The sequence below is a fragment of the Lentilactobacillus parabuchneri DSM 5707 = NBRC 107865 genome, from assembly GCF_001435315.1.
Taxonomy (GTDB): Bacteria; Bacillota; Bacilli; order Lactobacillales; family Lactobacillaceae; genus Lentilactobacillus; species Lentilactobacillus parabuchneri.
The window spans coordinates 447,409-466,766 of the sequence record NZ_AZGK01000001.1; the positions used below are offsets into that span (position 1 = coordinate 447,409).

The following is a 19,358-nucleotide window of genomic DNA, read 5'->3' on the forward strand; positions in this document are numbered from 1 at the left end:
TAACTTGTTAACACAGTTGATGTCAACAATTATTGTCAGTCCTAGTACCTATCAAACTGGCACTAAGCGGGTAACGGGAATCGGACCCGCGACGCAAGCTTGGGAAGCTTGTGTTTTACCACTAAACTATACCCGCATAACAAAAACAATTATATCATTTTAAATTATCTTTGTCATAAAGATTTGTAATCTCTAAAGAAATTTAGAAAAGATTGCTTTTTTGATCAAAATTCATAATACTTAACAGTAAGAGGTGATTGGGATGTGGATTATTCTAAACTATAGCTGCTGGGCAATTTTGTTCGTTAATTTTATCTGGGGACTCACCCGGTCAATCAAAAAACACGTGATTGACTCGATGATGATCGCCAGATTATTTTACTGGATCATTGTCATCAGCCAAGTGGTTATCTCGCTTCGTTCATTTCACCGTCACCCGTTGCTGGTGGTAATTGGTGCCCTTGTTACCTTGGGTGTCATTGCCCTTTCAGAAACTGCGTATGGCAGAAAACAAGATGTGAATTACAGTCCAAAGCTCATGTGGTGGCTATTGCTGGCGACACTGCTTGCGATTTGGGTTCAAACACTGGTCAACTATTAATAAGTTGGCTATTTATTTTGGCCGCGTTTTTCCTTTGCCAGGGCAATGCAGCGATCGGCCAAAACGGTTTGCGCGTCAATGACCGGATAGTCATGATCACCCGCTCGTTGCTGAGCAACCGATAATTCAGTGCAACCCAAGATGACGATGTCCGCCTTGAGCGTTTCAACCATTTGAGACAGGATTAAATGATACAGACCTTCATCGACATAGTTTTTGGCTTTGATATCATCATAAATCAAACTCATGGTCTGATCGGCAATTTTTTCAGTCGGCTTCACTAATTCATAACCGGCACTAATAATTTCGTTATCATAAATTTGGTCATGCAGCGTCCCTTGGGTGGCAATTAAACCGACCCGTTTGGCATTGGGGGCGTATTCTTTAATCGCACTGACCGTTTCCTTTGGCATGTTCAAAATCGGAATTGGCGTTAACGCCTGAAGTTCCTTCAAAAAATAGTGTGCTGTGTTGCAGGGAATCGCAAAAAAATCCGGATGCAGCTGACTTTGCTCCTTAATATCAGCAGCCAAAGGTTCCAGCGGATTAGGCTTGCTATGATCGAGAATATAGTCCGTTCGGTCAGGAATCGTTGCGTGATTAACCAAAATATAATTCAAATAATCTTGGTCACTTTTCGCTTCCGTTCGTTCGTTTAATATGTGAATAAACGTTTCGGTCGCTTCGGTTCCCATTCCACCAATGATCGTAAAAAAGTCTTTCACTTCAATCAGTCCTTACTTTTCGACAAAATACCGTTTAAAGCTCTTGGCATAATTGTGCATCATCCACTTATATAATGCAAAGCGTTTGATATTCTTGTCTTTTGCGTACCAGAAAGTATCCCCATAACGACCTTCGCTGATCATTTGGATCGCTTGTCTTTTACTGTCATTATCTTTGGCGTATTTTTCAAAGATTTGGGGAGTTACACCCAGCCACAGGAAATATTGGCTTTGATCTTTGTTTGCGTAAAGCGTTGGCTTATCGTTGAGTGAATCAAAGACGTAATCCTGAACAACCCAATCGGCCAAGTGATGGCCGTTAAGTGTGACAAAAAAGCTGCTGCGGCCGGTTCTGAGGTTGATTTCAAACAACTTATAGGAGTTGTCCCGGGTGTCGTATTTAATATCAAAATTGGCGTATCCGTGGAAATTGATTTCCTCAAGAAATGTTTGAACCCGGTTATAGATATCCTGGTCGAATTCCGGAATAATTGCCACGTAGTTACCGATCGCAGCGGGCGCAGGATCTTCCAGTAAGGGATGGCCGAGGCACATCAATTTAACCTTGTGATGACGGTCCACATAGACGTTTAACGTCCGCATATTGCTGTCATCACCGGGGATGAAGTCTTGCAAAATAAAGTCTGAGGTATAACCGTTATCGTAACTTTTGGCAACGACTGACTTGAATTCGGCTTCACTCTTAATGATAAAGGCCTTTTTACGTCCCTCAAAATGAATATCCAACCATTCGACGCTGTTGGCCGGCTTCAATGCCACGGGATAACCAAATGGCTGCTCGATGTCATCACCGGATTCATACATTGCTTTGGAAATAATTTTTGTTTTCGGGTATGGCAGATCGTATTGATCGCACATTTTATAAAAGTTTTCTTTATCATTCAGCTTTTTAAGCAGGTCATAATCAATATATGGACAGACGAACACGTCTTCAAGTTCGGCCTTGTGCTTGGCAATTAACTCGGCATAGCCATCCCCACAACCAATTAAAATAACCGGTTCTTCATGGTCGGCATAACGCTGCTTGAGCTTTTTCATCGTGTTGATCCATACCGGATCCTCACTAAAGCCGGGGATCAGTTCCAAATCAACAATTTTGGTAAATCGAGTAGGTGCCAGTTGGGTTTGGGCGTACGCCTTAACCGGCCGGCGATAAATCTCATAGAGACTTCGGGCCATTCCGTAGGCATTGAAATCACTTCCCAATAAAACTGGGGTAAAATCAACTTTTTGATTTTTCATTTATTAGAGTCCTTTCACAAGATTTTGAACGATGGTGGCATCGCCCTCATACGGCACATTTTGACCGTTAATTTTTTGATAGTTGTCATGCCCTTTGCCGGCAACGACCACCAAATCACCTTTTTTGCTTTCAGTAACCGCCTTTGTAATTGCGGCTTTTCGATCGGCGATATATTCAAGGTTAACCCGCGTTTGATCAATATGATCCGCGATTTCTGCCGCAATTGCTTTGGGATCTTCAGTTGCGGGATCATCGGTCGTCAAATAGGCTTGATCGGCCGATTCACTAATGGCTTTTCCCAATCCTTCGCGGCGATCGATCCCTTTGTCACCGGTACTTCCAGTAATCACAGTGACCTTACCGTTTGGCGCCTGCTTCTTCAAGAAGTCGAGAACCGAATGTAAACTGCCATAATTATGGGCATAATCCACGTAAATCGTTCCGTGAGATTGAGTTTGGTAAATTTCCATTCGACCGGGAACCGTGGTGTGGGCTAATCCGTAAGCGACATCGGCTGGCTTGGCACCCATTAAGGCACTCGTAATAGCCGAGGCAACCGCATTGCCCTCGTTGTAATCGCCGGGAATTCCGATCCGATAAACCCCGTCAATTCCAAGTCGCTTTGCTTTTTCAGTGATTGCAGTTAACACAATTTGGTTTTCGGTCAATGAATCTTCCACTGAACGATAGTCAAAATCAATTGGGTAATCAGTTTCCTGATCGGCCCGCTGACGACCATAAATATAAATATTGTCGGGTTGTGTGGTCGCCTTAGCGGTGTAATAAATATCAGTTAAGTGGGTCCCGTCAGCATTTAGCACGCACGTATCCGAGTTCACCAACAACTGTTCCTTGCAATGAAGATAATCGGCAAAGGTTGGATGTTCATTTCTGCCAATGTGGTCCGGAGAAATGTTCAAGAAGACGCCAACGTCGTAATGAAGCCCATAGACCCGGTTTTTCTTGTACGCCTGCGACGAAACTTCCATCACCAGATGATTCATGCCGTTTTCCACAGCTCGATGCATATTGGTAAACAGATCCAGCGATTCAGGGGTCGTCAAATTTGATTTGACCACGTCTTTTTGTTCCAACCCAACAACTGTGTTAATCGTCGATGATAAGGCGACTTTTCGCTGATATGTTCGGTCCAAAATCGCTTTGGTAAAGTATGCCGACGTCGTTTTGCCCTTCGTACCAGTGTAAGCAATTGTTGGCAGTTGATTTTGAGGAAACCCAAAAAATGCCGCACTTACGAGCGACATTGCTTTTTGGATATTGTTAACAATAATCCCAGGAATTTCAGCGTTGGAATAAGCCGTTTCAGACATATACGCCTTTGCACCACGACGTTGGGCATCATCCAAATAAGCCGCTTTAAAGTTCCCCTTGCAAAAGAACAGACAGTTCTCCGTAACCAACTTCGAGTTATATGCAATCTGATCAAAGGAGTAACTTAAGCTGCTAAATTGACTGTCGAGCAGTAAATGATGCTCATTGAGCAATGTTAAAATCTCATTAACAGTAATTTGTGCCAATTTGTGCACCTTCCATTTCATTGCATATTTCTAAATTTGGGTTCGGTGAACCAGCTTAACAGTCTCTTCGGTGGTGTCCTCTGGGAAGTAAACCTGATACCAAAGAATAAACGTATAAATTGTAAAGATCTTCTGCATGTTGGACTTGCCTTCTGCATGCTCTTTTAACAAACGATCCAACTCATTGATATTAAAGAACTTTTGCGCAGTATCGGAATGAAATGCCCGTACGATCCGTTCGTGATACTTGGGATCGTTAATCCAACTAGCAATTGGAGATGGGAAACCAAGCTTTTCTTTCAAAGCCGTCTTCTTGGGCATTTCGCGTTCTGCAGATGTCCGTAAAGCAATCTTGGTTTCGTCAGGGGTAATTCGGGTATGAACAGGCATTGTTTCAGCAAACTCAGCCACTTTTTTATCAACAAATGGGACACGGACTTCCAACGAATTACACATACTCATCCGGTCTGCTTTGTGAAGAATATCAAATGGCAGCCAAGTGTTGATATCGAAGTACTCCATTTGAGTCATTTCATCTTTGCCCGCAACATCATCAAAGATGTGCTTCGTGTAGGCCCCAGAATCAACGTTGATTGACGGATCCTTCAAGACCTTGTTGCGATCGTCATAGTTAAAGACGTAGTTAACACGATAATATCGTTCGCTCAATGGCTGAGCACCACGGACCAGGAACCGCTTCCCGTGGAATCGAGGCATCCGTTTGGCAACCGCAGCTAGGCCTTTTCGAACAGGCTTTGGAACGTATTTTTGATAACGGTCAAACGGAATAGCTTCCAAATAAGTGTTATAACCACCAAAGAACTCGTCGGCGCCTTCACCTGACAAAGCAACCTTAACGTGTTTGGATGTATCTTTCGACAAATAGTACAACTGAATTGCAGCCGGGTTTGATAACGGCTCATCCATGTAATACATCATTGTTGGCAGGAAGTCGAAGTAGTCATCCCCGTTCATGTAAATTGGGGTGTTTTTTTGATTAATCGTTTTTGCAAACTCAGTCGACCAAGCCAACTCACTGTATTTCGAGTGGTGAAAGCCAATTGAAAACGATTGGATTGGCTTGAGCTTGGCAGCTTCATTCAAAACATAGCTTGAATCAATCCCACTTGATAAGAAACTACCGACTTCAACATCGGCAATCATATGTGCCTTCACGGAATCATCAATCAGCTTGCCGATTTTGTCAGCATCGCCTTCGACAGTTTGATTGTTGTCAATGTTGTCGTAGTTGAATTTGTAATAACGGTGAGTTTCGGTCTTGCCGTCCTTATGCAGGAAGTATTGACCCGGAAGTAATTTGTAAACGTGTTTGAACATGGTTTCCCGAGATGGAATGAACTCAAAACTCAAGTGAATTGGGAGTAGTTGGAGGTTTAATTCCTTTTTGAAATTAGGGTGCTCCAAAAATGCCTTGATTTCTGATCCCCAAAGGAAGGTATCGCCGTCATCATAGTAATAAAGCGGCTTAATGCCAAAGTGATCACGGGCACCAAAAACTTCGTTGTTCTTCTTGTCGTAAATGACAAATGCGAACATGCCACGAAGCTTGTCAAGTAAAGCTGGCCCCCACTCTTCATACCCATAAACCAAGACTTCTGAATCCACGTCCGTCTTAAATACGTAGCCTAAATCGCGTAGTTCTTCGCGAATTTCTTTATAATTGTAAATTTCACCATTAAAAGTCAGTACTTTAGTTTGGTCAGCATTAAACATTGGCTGACGGCCATGTGCTAAATCAATGATTGAAAGTCGGCGAAATCCCATCGAAACATTGTCGTCGGAGAAATAAGCTTCGTCGTCGGGGCCACGATGCTTAATCCGATCCGCCATGCTGTTGATGGTGCCTTCTGAAACATCTTTTTGGTTAACGTAACCAACAAATCCGCACATATTTTATACCCCTTTTTCAAATCTATCTTTGTTAGCCTTGAAATTAATAACGCTTTATATTTTATCAGATTACACACTGCGCTACCAGTAGTATAAACCTTTCTTAAACAAGAGAGGCACAACAGGAAATTAAAACACTTTCGAATTTTATTTTACCATTATTTTAAGTTATACTTTAGTTAGCATTACAAAAGTTTTGAAGGGAGAGATACAAATGGATGAGATCGTATTTTTCAACCCAGGAGATTCAATTGGCAACTTTCATGATCACAATGAGGCAGTTAAAACTGCTCAGATTTACAAAGAAAAAGAACACAATAAGCGCGTATTAGTCGTGCACGGTGTTGATAATCAAAATTTTGATATTTTTATGGCCGATGACATCATCAGTCATGATAATGAGAAAAATGCGGTGCAGAAACCTTATAAGATTTCGGATCGGATTTAATATTATAAAAAAAGAAGAGGCTGAAACAAAAACTCACTTAGGTTTTTGTTTCAGCCTCTTCATGTACATCTATGATTAACCTTTCGTATTCACAACCAATACCTTCGTCGTTGCATTTCGAACAACGAATGCGGTGGTGGACCCAATCAACAGACGGTTGATGGCATCCACACCAGATTTACCAATGACAATTAAATCAACGTCATGCTCATCCGGATAAACGTGAGCAATGATGTTCTTTGGGTTGCCGATGTCGATAGCCGTTTCGTATTTGACACCCTGGCTGTCAACATATTTCTTTGCTTCATCAATGATATTTTCGGCAACTTTGTGCTGGTCATCATACATGCTTGGTGGCATGCCGGCAGCACCAGCGCCGTAATAGAAGTTGGTGTTGTTGATAACTGTCACCAAACTTAATTTGGAATCGAACTGCTTAGCTAATTTACATGCCTCTTCGAGTGCTTGTTGGGCATTTCTACTACCGTCCAGTGGAACTAAAATGTTGTCATACATTATTATCACCCTTTCATGTAAGCGGATCCATTAGTCCATACACCATTATAATGCGACGTTTATATGAAAAATGCAATTAATAAGTCTAAAGATATATTTTTAATCACAAAGATGTATAGATTTCAATCTTCTGCCTAATTTCCATCACTAAAAATGCAACTTTGTTATAATAACAGCATTCATAATAAAGAAAGGTTGATGAACTATCCCACTTTTAACAATTTTGATTGATTTGGCGTGTGTTGGGCTTTATTTTTTCCAAAGCAGCTTCGGCAGCACTGCCATTTACATGATTGGTTTCATTCTCCAGGTTGCGGCAACCCTCTTTTTGGTGGTCGCGTCTTTGACGTACAAGGGCAAAAAGTATACCCGCTGGTCGTTTACCCTGTATAACACGACATTTCGATATGACATCATTGTCATTTCGGCCATCGTGAACGCACTGATCGCCTTTCTTTACGGCTTGAATGTTTTTGGCATTAACAACGTGATTTTTCCCCACTAGGGGCGTGAAATACCTGTTTGTAATAGAGAATGGTATAATTAAAATGTTCACATAATTCATGGAAGAAGTGATTCTTTATGAGGGGAAAACAGTTAGCACTTAGCCTATTGAGTGGTGTTCTCGTATTGAGCGGCAGTCTGGTTGTCAATGCAAAATCAACCAGTTACAAACTGCCAAAAGTGGAATTGTCAAAAACAGTCGTCGCAAATATCGCCTTTAAACCACAAAGTTCATCCGGTTTGACCGACTACGTTTACGACACGGTTGATCCGACGTCCACAAATTTTCATCAGTATCTGACACCTGATCAATTCGCCGAAAAGTTTGGACGAACACCTGAACAAATTAGTGCCTTTCAAACTTATTTGAGCCAATACCATTTAAAATCGTCTGCTTATCCCGGCAACCTGGCGTTGAAGGTCTGGGGAACCCGACAAAACTTGATTAAAGCATTCAATGCCAAACGGGTCAAAGTCGGCAAAAAAGACTACCGAACCAAAATCAAGCTACCCGGGAAACTTGCCAGCCAAACGGTTAGTGTCATCGGCGTCTACGCAACCAAGCCAAAGGCCAATAAGGCAAAGACGTCCGTGACCCCCACCATCCCCAAAGATTCAACGCCGCCAAATACTGATTTGAGTAAAACGACCTTCGCCAAAAAATATGGTGCAATGAAGTTTGCTGATCGTTATCAGTTATCAAATCTTTACAGCAAAGGGCTGACTGGTCAAGGGCAGCGCATCGGCGTCATTACGATGAATGATTTCAAAACCAGTGACGTTGTCAAATACTGGGATCAAAATGGCGTTAATGCCGACTCAAGCCGGGTTAACAAAATCTATCCGGTTGAAAACGCCAAAGCCGGAAAACTGTTGCTCTCGCTTGGAATCAGTGCCCCTCAAATGGAATCAACACTAGATGTCGATCAATCCGGTGCAGTTGCTCCGGGTGCCAACATCGACGCCTACATCGGCATTTCATTAGGGAATGTCACGTCCAGCACCTCGATTTTTTATACTGCATTTATGAATGCCGTCTCGGATGATCGTGATAAGCAATTGACTACCAGCTTTGCACCAAACGTTGAATTAGCAAGCCGCTGGGAACAAAATGCCAGTGCCTCAATGCAGCAATATAGCGATGCATTTAACTTGATGCTTGAGCAAGCAGCTGCAGAAGGCATTACCGTCTTTCGAGCCAGTGGTGATTATGGTCCGCGTGAATTGCCTTCAAAACAGTTCAATCACGTCTTTTCAACCTCCCCATACCAAGTGATTACCGGGGGCACCACATTGCCTTACACGCGCATTATTGACGGTAAAATTGTGACTGTGAATAAAGAGCGGGCTTGGGGTGATGCCTATAGTGATCCGAAAACAAAGCCCAGCACTTATGCCGGCAGCGGTGGTGGCTTTTCAATTTTGAATCCCACCCCTCGCTATCAGCAGGGTATTTCTGGTGTTAATACGTTTAGAGCAATTGATCTTTTGAAATACAAGGATGGTGGCTACCTGGTTCAAAAAGATCCGCAAATTATTTTTGGCACCGGATCCGGTAGAAACTTCCCAGATGTGTCTGCCAACGCAGATAATCACACTGGATATGCCCTTTACGTTTCCGGCGATAACCTGTCTTATAATTCAAAGACGAAGAAAATTTCAAGTCATTACCTGAAACTTTGGAGTGTTAATGGCGGTACCAGTTTTGTTTCACCACAAATGGCTGGCGCAAACGCCGTCATGAATAGTGGCCGAGATACCCCACTCGGGTTCTGGAACCCACAGATTTACAAATTTGCCACAGAATCCGATTCGCCGTTTAACGTTCTGGACGACGCAGATAATAACAACAATTTGTATTACACTGGTCAACCCGGGAAGCTGTACAACCAGGCTACTGGACTAGGAACCATTAATTTCGATAAATTATTCAGTAAGTTTCAATCTGAAAAGTAAGTGAATTTTCAAAAGCCCGCATCTGGACGATGCGGGCTTTTGCTATTGGTTGGACAAGGTGATGGTTTTATATGCCCAATTGAGGTTAAAGGAGATTAGACCGATGTTATTACTAGCGGCTGTTTTGTTCTGTTTATTAAGTTACAAATTCTTCACCAAATGGATTTGGATAATCTTACCATTTGCTATCATCTATGATCTTGGATTGTGGATTGTTTCGCATTGGATGTGGTCTGTTGTGATTGCCCTAATTTTGATAGGACTCTACGATCACTTCATCTATGAACGTCATCACAATGGAAAATCTTTATTTGGCGTTAATAAATAACCCCATTTAAGAAACAGACACCCAGTAGGCGCCTTTTTCATTCTGATTGGCTGTCCTCCATTTGTTTGACCATATCTTTTAAATCTAACAACTTATTTCTCAGCGCGATCTCTGCCCGTTCGTTGGTATCAGGCTGATTATAATATTGATCAAAATTGAGATTTTCTACAAAAATCCCCTTTTCAGCGGCATCACTCATAAATTCTTTAACTTCTTTGACTAAATCATGATTCATATAAGGATGTGCTTGTATAAACTGCATGATCGGATTCCCCTCAACCCTTAGCAGTTCATCAAGTGTTCGACCAGGAGTCATACCAACCCCCATGGCGATTGCTTGAACTACTTTAACGGTCATCTTATTAACTGGGCGCTGGTTAGCATCAGCCAATGTTGTTTCGCTGATACCACTAATTTTAGCAATGTCATAACGGGTGAGATCCGAATACTTTAGAAAGTCATCAATTGTGTGCATTGTTTTTCCTCCATGAATTTACTGTTAAATAATAACGAAGTTAACGGTGTGTCGCAACTTTATGTTTTAAAATACTACTACGTTACAGCGAAGTATGCAATATAAAACATCGGTTTTTTAAAAAACAAAAAATGCCTCCAATCTCTCATCTAAAGAGATTGGAGGCATCACATTAACAAATATGCGGAATCAATGATTTACCGCGATTATGCCCTCGGCAGGATTCGAACCTGTACTTGATTGCTCAAACAGCGACCTGAACGCTGCGCGTCTGCCAGTTCCGCCACGAGGGCAACAACATGTTTTATTTTACACTAAAAATAGTAACTTGAAAAGAAGTTTTGTCGTTTTGATTTAAAAACGAGGTGACGACTGGAACTTGGATCGTTTTTCATCATTAAATAACCGATCAAAGCCATCAAGAATGCACCGGCCAAATCAGCGATCAAATCAGTCATCGTGTCCATTAAGGCTGCTCGGCCAACTAACATTCGGCCCGCTTCTTCATACCGCTGCAAATTTAGTCCACCAAGACCATCGGCGGTAAACTCATACATTTCCCAAAAAACGCCACAAGTGCTGCCAAAGGTAAAGGCAAACAGGCTCATCAAAAACGGCTTGTTACGTGCGTTATCACGTGCACTGAGTAGTCCTTGAAAAATTGAAAAACCCAATCCGGCAAGCATCATTGCTGAAAGAACGTGTTCATACTTATCCCAGAATGGAACACTATAGAACTGAAGTCCAGACCCCAAGAAAATTGACATAAATAAGAAAATATAGAAGAAAATTAATTCGATTTGTGGGAAATAAAAATAACCGATTTTTTCGATCACAAATGGTAAACAAGCAATGATGATGCCAACAAACACTTCTATCAATAATAGTAACTGACTATGAAACTTCGGCTGACCCTTCATATACCAGTAGCCGTAGTAGCCAATGTAGCCAACCATCGCTATCACAGTGATAAAAAATAACCATGTGCTAAATCTAATCTTCCCGATTTTCATATGTAACAATCCCCTTTTTTGACAATCTAATTGCTCACAATTAAATTGTTCCGATATGTTAAGCCTTGCTTTTAAATCTCAATCCATTACAATAATAACATAAACTATAACATGTTAATCGACTAAGCCATCGTCTGCGGATAATTAAATCTTGTCTCGCTTTCAATTCATAGGAGTAAGAATATGCAAAAAATACAACCGATCCATTTAGATGAGCAACTCTGTTTTCAAGTTTACTCAACCAACAAGAAATTCAATCATTTTTATCAAGAAGCCTTGAGACCATTTGACTTAACCTACCCACAGTATATTGCGATGTTAACATTATGGCAATACGCGCCGCTCTCTGTTAAACAATTAGGTGAATATCTCCACTTGGACAGTGGCACATTGACGCCACTTTTAAAGCGACTGGAAAGCCACGGTTGGATCACGAGAAGCAGAAGCGAAGCCGATGAACGCACCGTCATTATTAATTTGACAGATGATGCAACCCACAATAAGCGAGAAGTTTTCAAACGGGTTAACAGCTGCTTTGAAGTCTTAGGGCTGACTGAAGAAGAAAAAGATGCCTGCTCACAAACGATGCAGACAATCGAAGAGAAGTTGGATCAGTACAATCATGAGGTTTAATTAATCAACAAAGGGGTTGGGACAAAGCTAAAGGTCTTGTCCTAAATTCTTTCCGGCAATTCCATATTACCTAGCAAAAATGTGGGACAACGGCCGGCTGAAAGCCTACCTAGCCTACTTGGCAATCGACCGATCCCGAACATTTAAGCCCAGCAATCAATCATTCCAAAACCAGGAATAATCGATTGCTGGGCTTAAATTGTGGGGTCAAAACGCCGGTTGTCCCACTCTTTTATCCTTGATTTTCCAACCAGTCAGCAATTACTTGTCCGACCTGGTTAAATTTATAAAGTGTTTGCATTCGATTCAGTGACCCGGACGTCAAAAGTGCGACGTAAACCGAGTGATTGCTATATACAAATTTAGCAACGTCATGATCGACTAAATTGCCTTCACCAGTCTTATTGTATACTGCAATATATACTCCGGATTCATCGAAATTAGCGGGTAACTTGCCACGGAACTGTTGATTTTTAAACCAGTTGGCAACTGGCTGGCCATGGTCCAAGGCCATTTTCAATAATCGGATACTATCGCTTGCGCTGGTGTAATTATCAAGTCCCATTGCAAGTGCGTGACCATCCATCAAATAACGTTGCAGCAGAGTCTCTTTGAAACCTTGTTTCTTCAGGTACTGTTGGATGTTATCCATACCAACCTGTGAAATGACAAAATTGCTGGCAGCATTATCCGATACACTAATCATCAAGGCCAGCAAATCTTTAAGCCGCCACTTGGTCTGAGACAGTAACTGCAGAACGCCAGCACCACCAACAAACTTATCTGGATCAACGGTCACTTCCTGCTCCAGATCAAGCTGTTGGTCCAGTACGGCATTTAACACGCCGAGCTTAATTAACGAAGCCGATGGAAATTGATCGTCAGCGTTATGGGCCACCAATGTTTGATCCCCGGATTGGACCAAGAGTCCGTAGCTAAAGTCACTGCCCGTCAATATTTGTTCAATTTGATTTTGAAGATTGTCACTCATCGCCAATATCTCCTAAATCCAGCAAACTCGGAAGCAAACTTCATTTCAGTCAATTCAGCGATATCGACTTTGGCCCCTGGCGTTCGAGATTCAATCATTTGACCATTGCCAATGTACATCCCAACGTGGTGGACATACCCGGTACCGTGATCATAAGCAAAGAAGACCAGGTCTCCAGGCAGGATTTCTTCAGGTGCAAGCGGCAAGCCATTTTCCTGCTGATCATCCGCATCCCGTGGAATATCAAATCCAAGTACCCGGTGCAAAGTGTAGGCAAATCCCGAGCAGTCAAATCCATAGGAGCTGGTACCGCCCCACAGATAACGCTCGCCCAAAAATTGACGGGCCATTTCAACCATGGTTTCGCCAGCATTGGTACCCGCAAACGGCAGAATGGCAGCTGATTGATCAATATACCCCTTCCCTAAAGGTGTCACAACTTCAATCATGTCACCCTCAGTTCCGGTTTGTGGCAAAACCGTTCCCAAACTCATCTCAAGAACCGGCTGCTTATTTTCATCATACAAGTTAGCGGTTCGAACGGCAATTCGGACAATTGAAGTGACCGGTGGGTAAGTAATTGCGCTCTCACTTAAGAGTTTAACCGGTACCCAACCAGGATATCCTCTCGAGTCAGAATCGTCGCGTTGACTTGCAACGTAGACTTTTGCCCAGTCGCCTTCGATATGATCAATAATCACTTCATCGTTGAATAAAGCTTGAGTTTCAAGCAAATCATCCTCCGACAAATCAACGGATTGCTGATCGCTCATTTGTTCCACCCAGGTTTTGACATCCCCATTTAAGGCAGGCTCGTCAACCTTTCTGGGTGACTCTTTAGATTTCCAGATAGTTGCGACCGGAACTTTGACACGTCTTGTTTCCATCTGGGCACCTCCATTCGTTTTTTTATCGTAACACTAACTATAAGTATACATATATTATAACCCTTTCGCTAGAGAAGACGTCGTTTCAGACAAAAATAGAAGAGCGTGGGAAAAAGGCGTTTTGAACCTAGAATTTAAGCCCGGCAATCGATTATTCCTTGGCTTGGAATGATTGATTGCCGGGCTTAAACGGCTGGATTCAGCTTTTTTCGCACGCTTCAACTAAGGTACATCGAATCACCAGAAAAGGGCTGAGTCAAAAATTCATACTTTCGACCAGCCCCTATCCGATTATTTTTTAAATCCCAATCCTGGTACATTAGGCAAGGTAATTTCATTTTTTTGATAACTGATCCCACCAGATACCGGATTGCTTGTAAACATCATCGATGCATCAAGGTCGACATATTGAATGTTGCGCTTCGCGGCAGCAAGGTGCGCCGCTGCTGTAACGGAAACCGACGATTCAATCATGCTGCCGACCATGCAGGAAATCCCTGCTGCTTCCGCTAAGGTGTTGATTTTCAGCGCATTATCGATACCGCCGGCCTTCATCAGCTTCAGGTTGATAATATCACAGCCATGCATCGCGATGATTCGAGCAGCGTCTTCAACAGAGAAAATACTTTCGTCTGCCATGATCATCGTCGAAGTATTGGCAGTTACATGCGCCATCCCTTCGAAATCAGCCGCTAAAACCGGCTGTTCAACCAATTGAATATCCAATCCCAAATCTGCCATCCGATTGATGACGGCAACGGCCTGCTTGGGGTGCCATCCCTGGTTAGCATCAAGTCGCAGATGAATTGCTGGGCCAACGGCTTTTCGGATTGCGACAATTTTTTGAAGATCGTTTTCTTCGGAGTCATCCCCCACTTTAATTTTCAAAGTATCGAATCCCTTTGAAATCAAATCATTTGCCTGGTCGATCATATCCGCAATTGTGCCAACACTGACCGTATAGTCGGTCTGGATCCGATCACGGTGACCCCCAAGTAGTTGATATAACGGCACACCATACAATTGCGCCAACAGATCATTGACCGCGATATTCAGGGCAGCTTTGGGGCTCGAATTATGAACCATCGACTGATCAATCGTTGCTTTAATATCGTCTGGATTTGCCAGTGATTTACCGATAATCTTGGGCCCAATCACGTTCTTGACGGCGTCTTGGATGCTGGCGAGTGTATCTCCGGTAATCACAGGTGTCGGCGCCGCCTCACCATACCCAATTCGACCATCATCAGTCGCCACTTTGACAATCAACGTTTGGGCAGTCGTCACGGTTCTTAAAGCGGTCTTAAACGGCCGTTTCAACGGCACGGCTGCCGATTGGATGTCAATTTGTTTAATGATTGGTTGCACGAACAGTCACTCCTACTTTTCAAAATTATTTAACATAAGCGTCTTTAAAGTTGTAGTTGGCGCCGGCAGTGTTATAAATAACACCCTTAACTTTAGAATTAACCATCCATTTTTCACCTGATTGATAAAGTGGAATGATTGCCTGGTCCTTTAATGCCAAGTTCTGCGCTTTGACCATGTCATCCCAACGGGCATTGGCATTGCTGCCATCATCGGCATTACTTGCTTTAATCAGCTTATCGTATTCGCTGTTCTTCCAACCGGAAATGTTGCTTGGGTTGTTTGAAGTCAAGATGTTCAGGAATGTAATTGGATCCGAGAAGTCAGCGAACCAGTTGGCAACCGTTACGGTAAACTGACCACTGGCTTGACGTGACAAGATTGAACGACCCGGAATGTTGTTGAGTGTGACTTTTAATCCAGGCAATTTTTGTAAAGCACTTTGCAGATACTCGCTTAATTGTTTTTGGTCACTACCATCTGAGTTCAACAGGGTAAAGTGAAGTGAGGTCAACCCTTCTTCTTGTAAGCCCTGCTTGAACAATTGTTTAGCTTCAGTTGGATTGTAGTTCATTGATGCAGGTGCCGTCGTATCCTTGGTAAAATCAGTGCCATTCTTAGGAGAAACAGCAAGTCCTTCAGATACAAAGCTTCGGTTATCAATGGCACCGCCACCCATAACCTTGTTGGCTAATGTCTTGCGGTTGATGATCATCGACATTGCCTGACGAATCTTCAAATTCTTGAAAACTTTCTTCTTCTGGTTAAAGGCAATGTAGTAATTCGACGATTGCTTTCGAGAAATCATGTCCTTCTTGTTACCCATTTGCTTTGCTTGTGTAGCAGATAATTGCGACATATCAAGCTTGCCTTGATTGTACAGGTTCAAAGAGGTTGATGTGTCTGGTTGAACACTAAATTTAACGGAGTCTAACTTAACAGCCTTTTTATCCCAGTAATGGGTATTTTTCTTCAATGTCCATTTGTTGTTAGTCCCAGTCCAGCCAGTCAAAGTAAACGGTCCGTTATATACTTGGGTTTTGGCTGAAGTTCCATAGTCATTGCCATACTTGGTGACGGTTTTGGAGTCCTGTGGGAAGAATACCGGGAAGCCCATCAGCAAGTTAAAGTATGGAATCCGCTGTTCAAGATTAACGGTTAATTTATAATTACCGTCAGCTTTAATTCCCAAGGAGTTCACAGTTGCCTTTTTATTTTGAATCTTATCGGCATTCTTAATTCCTGAGAACAGATACCCATATTGTGAGGCAGTCTTCGGATTCAACGTTCTGCGCCAAGAATAAACAAAGTCTTGGGCGGTCACTGGATCACCATTGCTCCATTTAGCGCCCTTACGCAGATTATATGTGTAGGTCTTACCATCTTTAGAAACTGTCCAAGATTTGGCAATTCCCGGGGTCACCTTACTATCCTTACCCAACCGGACTAAGCCTTCGTCAACGTTGTTTAATACGTTGAAAGTGCCAACAGCAGTGGTCTTTGAAGGATCAACAGTTGTCAATTCAGAATCGGTTGACGTGGTGATTGTCTTCTTTGCCTGACCCGATTTGTTTCCACAACCGGCCAAAATCAATGCGATACTGGCCACACCTGCAAGTGCGGCAACACTACGAGATAAATGCATATAAATCACTCCTCAATGATATGTAAGATTAGAAAAAACTCATCTTGGTTCTAATTTAGCATAAATATGTAAAAAAAACAGGCTTTTTCTAATATTGATTCCAGAAAGCCTGTCCTCGTATGCGATTTTAAATGTGATTTTACTGAAAAACGGCAATCGCCATCCGGCGGGCAAGGTAGATGCGTTCAAATTTGTCGGAAGATAACCAGTAGGTTCCGTCAATCGGGTCACTGACGTGAACTTGACCGTCAGCAATGCCATCCAATAAGACTGCATGGTTATTTACCGGAACCCGCCCAAATGGGTAATCTTCCCACTGCGGTTCTTCAAAATGAACGGTCACAAAGGTCACTACCGGATTGCCCCGGCCAACGGCGTCATACAACCAGCTGGGATTTGCGCCAGACAAATTTTGTAAACGTCCGTAACGACTGCCCCACCGCATCAATGGCCGGACAAATATCGCTTCAAAGTCACCCGGCTGATTCTTGAATGGAGAGCCGCCGAAGCCTTCATAGGGATTTGCATTTGAACTAATCGGCATATCCAGTAGGAACTGGCCATAACTCATATTTAATGCATGGTGCTGGTAATGGAGACCTTCTAGTAAGCTGGCTGCCTCACAACCATTATTAGCGCCCCAAGAAAGTTGTTGAATATTTTCGGCACCGAGTAAAATTTTCCGACTCATTTAATCACCCCAAGATCAGTCAGAACCTTTGACACCATTTCTTGATATTGCGGTTGTTGAGCGACTAACTGCTCACAGGCGTCAGTTAAATTCAGGCGCAAACGGCCCTTACGATCCACGACTGATTCAGCATGCACCATCGAGCTTAAAACTGATTCGTCAACGGCTGCAGCGGTGGCGCGGAAAAATAAATCAATCTTGTTATCGTTGAAGCGGGTGACCGTATCAAAATCAGTTGTCGGAAAGTGATCAACTTGATTGGCAGTTGAAAAGGCGAATACAATTTCACCGCTGCCATTGCCAATATAGCCGCCAGTCCGGTTAATTCCGACAGTTGCCCGCTTTGCCATTCGTTTGAGTTGGCGGGCGTTCAGGGGAGCATCTGTGGCCAATACAGTGATGATGGAACCCTTTTCTTCTTTTTTCTTCGTTTCTGCCAATAATTTTGCCAGTGGTTCGCCAATTGGCATACCGTTGACAATCAAATCGGTCAGATAGCCATAATTAGTCATGACTAACGCCCCAACCGTATATTGATGTTTGTCATCAACGGTTACGACCCGAGAAGCGGAGCCAATGCCACCCTTGAGGTCATAACACATCATCCCCCGGCCACTGCCGACAGCGCCCTCTTCAAAGGTTTCACCAGCATCATTCAACGTGCGATTGACATCGTCTTCGGTAATCCGCATTTTTCGAATATTTGAAACATCGCCGTCATTACACTCAGCCACCACTGGATTGACAGTACTGGTGGTATCCCCAATTTCTGGATTGTCTTTCAACATCCACTTGGTGAGTGCGTTCACCGCCGTTCCAACGCCAAACGTGTTGGTCATGACGATCGGCGTTTCGAGCGTTCCCAGTTCATCAATTTGAACCAGGCCGACGCTCTTGCCAAATCCGTTAATGACATAAGCGGCTGCGGGCACCTTGTGGCGAAATAAATTGCCGGTGTGAGGAAAGATTGTGGTCACCCCGCTGTGAACATCGCCCTCATCAACGGTTGTTTGACCAACCTTAACGCCGGAAACGTCGGTAATGAGATTACGTGGCCCTTTTACCCGTTGTGAAACATCATTGTGTAAATCAACTGTTAGTCCCATGAATGATCATCCTTCCAGATTTATTGTATAGAAAAGATCGAAAAAATCATTGCTCCCACAGCGACCAAATTATTCAGGAAATGCAGCCCAATCGAAACTTTCAGATTGCGAGTTGTTACATACAAATATGCAAGCATTCCACCTAAAATGGCATACGTCAAAAAACTGATGACGTTAAAATGGGCCCAGTTTGGATCCATATGCATCATTGAAAAAACGGCGCCACTGACGATGATCGGTGCCCATTTGCTGGTTGAACTGAAAAAGGCATCCACCAAAAAGCCCCGAAAAATGGTTTCCTCTAAAATTGGTGAACAAAAGATGGCCGTAAATCCCATCAAAATGAGACTTAAATGATTACTCGATAAAATCGTTTGAATTTCCTGGTTATTGTCAGTCTGGGTAACGTGGTAGACCACTTTGTTAAGGTTTCCCAAAACCATTTCAAGAATAATAAAGGCTACCCAGAAAATAACGATTTGTTTCACGTTATTGCCAGTCAGCGGCTTTCTTTCAGGCCGACCGTATTTACGGTAAGCGTATTGAGCCAACCAAATCGCAACGACAAACCCTAAAATGTAGCCGATCCCAACCACATAATTTGCTAAATTGGATAATTTTCCTGAAACAATAACCATCAATGGAAGCTGAACGACGCCGACCAAAATGATCAAGGCAAAAAAAATCATTAAACGTTCAAAATAGTCACCAAACGTTAATTTTTCGGTATTTTTCATACAAAATCTCCTCAAGAACGC

At 42.8% G+C, this 19,358-nt stretch carries 19 protein-coding genes and 2 tRNA genes; 5 read left to right on the plus strand and 16 right to left on the minus strand.

The window, feature by feature from the left end:
- Positions 1-65 precede the first annotated feature (65 nt).
- Positions 66-136 (minus strand) — tRNA-Gly (locus FC51_RS02275).
- 126 nt (positions 137-262) lie between these two features.
- Between FC51_RS02275 and FC51_RS02280 the strand changes: the two genes are divergently transcribed.
- Complete coding sequence (locus FC51_RS02280; RefSeq protein WP_057910461.1) at positions 263-601, plus strand: YisL family protein; 339 nt, start codon at positions 263-265, stop codon at positions 599-601.
- 8 nt (positions 602-609) lie between these two features.
- Here FC51_RS02280 and FC51_RS02285 read toward each other — a convergent pair whose 3' ends face one another.
- The 4 genes from FC51_RS02285 to asnB are packed head-to-tail and all read right to left on the minus strand — an operon-like array spanning position 610 to position 6,039.
- The gene (locus tag FC51_RS02285) at positions 610-1,326 is read right to left on the minus strand and encodes an aspartate/glutamate racemase family protein (protein ID WP_057910462.1); all 717 of its coding nucleotides are present in this window, start codon (positions 1,324-1,326) and stop codon (positions 610-612) included.
- Between the two features lie 12 nt (positions 1,327-1,338).
- Positions 1,339-2,589 (minus strand): carboxylate--amine ligase, encoded by a 1,251-nt coding sequence (locus FC51_RS02290; RefSeq protein WP_057910463.1) that lies wholly within the window; start codon positions 2,587-2,589, stop codon positions 1,339-1,341.
- Positions 2,590-2,592: 3 nt separating this feature from the next.
- On the minus strand, positions 2,593-4,149 hold the full coding sequence (locus FC51_RS02295; protein ID WP_057910464.1) for a UDP-N-acetylmuramoyl-L-alanyl-D-glutamate--2,6-diaminopimelate ligase: 1,557 nt from the start codon (positions 4,147-4,149) through the stop codon (positions 2,593-2,595).
- 9 nt (positions 4,150-4,158) lie between these two features.
- Positions 4,159-6,039, minus strand: a complete 1,881-nt coding sequence (gene asnB, locus FC51_RS02300; RefSeq protein ID WP_057910465.1) for an asparagine synthase (glutamine-hydrolyzing) — start codon at positions 6,037-6,039, stop codon at positions 4,159-4,161.
- Between the two features lie 214 nt (positions 6,040-6,253).
- Here asnB and FC51_RS02305 point away from each other — a divergent pair, with 214 nt between their 5' ends.
- Positions 6,254-6,487: a hypothetical protein gene (locus FC51_RS02305; protein WP_057910466.1), complete on the plus strand. Its 234-nt coding sequence runs from the start codon at positions 6,254-6,256 to the stop codon at positions 6,485-6,487.
- A gap of 75 nt (positions 6,488-6,562) precedes the next feature.
- On the opposite strand, the gene FC51_RS02310 is transcribed toward FC51_RS02305, so the two are convergent.
- The gene (locus FC51_RS02310; RefSeq protein ID WP_057910467.1) at positions 6,563-7,003 is read right to left on the minus strand and encodes a universal stress protein; all 441 of its coding nucleotides are present in this window, start codon (positions 7,001-7,003) and stop codon (positions 6,563-6,565) included.
- Between the two features lie 343 nt (positions 7,004-7,346).
- On the opposite strand from FC51_RS02310, the gene FC51_RS12240 reads away from it, so the two are divergent.
- Both FC51_RS12240 and FC51_RS02320 read left to right on the plus strand, forming a co-directional pair.
- Positions 7,347-7,508: a hypothetical protein gene (locus FC51_RS12240; RefSeq protein ID WP_155519314.1), complete on the plus strand. Its 162-nt coding sequence runs from the start codon at positions 7,347-7,349 to the stop codon at positions 7,506-7,508.
- Between the two features lie 77 nt (positions 7,509-7,585).
- Positions 7,586-9,463 (plus strand): S53 family peptidase, encoded by a 1,878-nt coding sequence (locus FC51_RS02320; protein WP_057910469.1) that lies wholly within the window; start codon positions 7,586-7,588, stop codon positions 9,461-9,463.
- 365 nt (positions 9,464-9,828) lie between these two features.
- Here the strand turns inward: FC51_RS02320 and FC51_RS02330 are convergent, their stop codons facing one another.
- The 3 genes from FC51_RS02330 to FC51_RS02340 form a co-directional block, all read right to left on the minus strand.
- Positions 9,829-10,266, minus strand: a complete 438-nt coding sequence (locus FC51_RS02330) for a hypothetical protein (protein ID WP_057911135.1) — start codon at positions 10,264-10,266, stop codon at positions 9,829-9,831.
- A gap of 209 nt (positions 10,267-10,475) precedes the next feature.
- Positions 10,476-10,559: transfer RNA gene (locus FC51_RS02335), tRNA-Leu, on the minus strand.
- A gap of 21 nt (positions 10,560-10,580) precedes the next feature.
- A complete protein-coding gene (locus tag FC51_RS02340) occupies positions 10,581-11,279 on the minus strand; it encodes a DUF2238 domain-containing protein (RefSeq protein ID WP_057910472.1) in 699 nt (232 codons plus the stop codon).
- Between the two features lie 183 nt (positions 11,280-11,462).
- Between FC51_RS02340 and FC51_RS02345 the strand changes: the two genes are divergently transcribed.
- Positions 11,463-11,912, plus strand: a complete 450-nt coding sequence (locus tag FC51_RS02345; protein ID WP_057910473.1) for a MarR family winged helix-turn-helix transcriptional regulator — start codon at positions 11,463-11,465, stop codon at positions 11,910-11,912.
- Positions 11,913-12,144: 232 nt separating this feature from the next.
- Here FC51_RS02345 and FC51_RS02350 read toward each other — a convergent pair whose 3' ends face one another.
- From FC51_RS02350 to FC51_RS02380, 7 genes are all read right to left on the minus strand, one after another.
- Positions 12,145-12,903 carry a serine hydrolase gene (locus FC51_RS02350; protein ID WP_057911136.1) on the minus strand — a complete coding sequence of 253 codons (759 nt, stop codon included), beginning with the start codon at positions 12,901-12,903 and terminating at the stop codon, positions 12,145-12,147.
- Complete coding sequence (locus FC51_RS02355) at positions 12,900-13,790, minus strand: C40 family peptidase (RefSeq protein WP_057910475.1); 891 nt, start codon at positions 13,788-13,790, stop codon at positions 12,900-12,902. The genes FC51_RS02350 and FC51_RS02355 overlap by 4 nt, the downstream gene beginning before the upstream one ends.
- Before the next feature lie 291 nt (positions 13,791-14,081).
- Positions 14,082-15,158 (minus strand): dipeptide epimerase, encoded by a 1,077-nt coding sequence (locus FC51_RS02360; protein ID WP_057910476.1) that lies wholly within the window; start codon positions 15,156-15,158, stop codon positions 14,082-14,084.
- Positions 15,159-15,183: 25 nt separating this feature from the next.
- Positions 15,184-16,803: a peptide ABC transporter substrate-binding protein gene (locus FC51_RS02365; RefSeq protein WP_057910477.1), complete on the minus strand. Its 1,620-nt coding sequence runs from the start codon at positions 16,801-16,803 to the stop codon at positions 15,184-15,186.
- Between the two features lie 139 nt (positions 16,804-16,942).
- The gene (locus FC51_RS02370; protein WP_057910478.1) at positions 16,943-17,494 is read right to left on the minus strand and encodes a C39 family peptidase; all 552 of its coding nucleotides are present in this window, start codon (positions 17,492-17,494) and stop codon (positions 16,943-16,945) included.
- Positions 17,491-18,600, minus strand: a complete 1,110-nt coding sequence (locus FC51_RS02375) for a DmpA family aminopeptidase (protein ID WP_057910479.1) — start codon at positions 18,598-18,600, stop codon at positions 17,491-17,493. The genes FC51_RS02370 and FC51_RS02375 overlap by 4 nt, the downstream gene beginning before the upstream one ends.
- A gap of 20 nt (positions 18,601-18,620) precedes the next feature.
- On the minus strand, positions 18,621-19,337 hold the full coding sequence (locus FC51_RS02380) for a CPBP family intramembrane glutamic endopeptidase (RefSeq protein ID WP_057910480.1): 717 nt from the start codon (positions 19,335-19,337) through the stop codon (positions 18,621-18,623).
- Positions 19,338-19,358 lie beyond the last annotated feature (21 nt).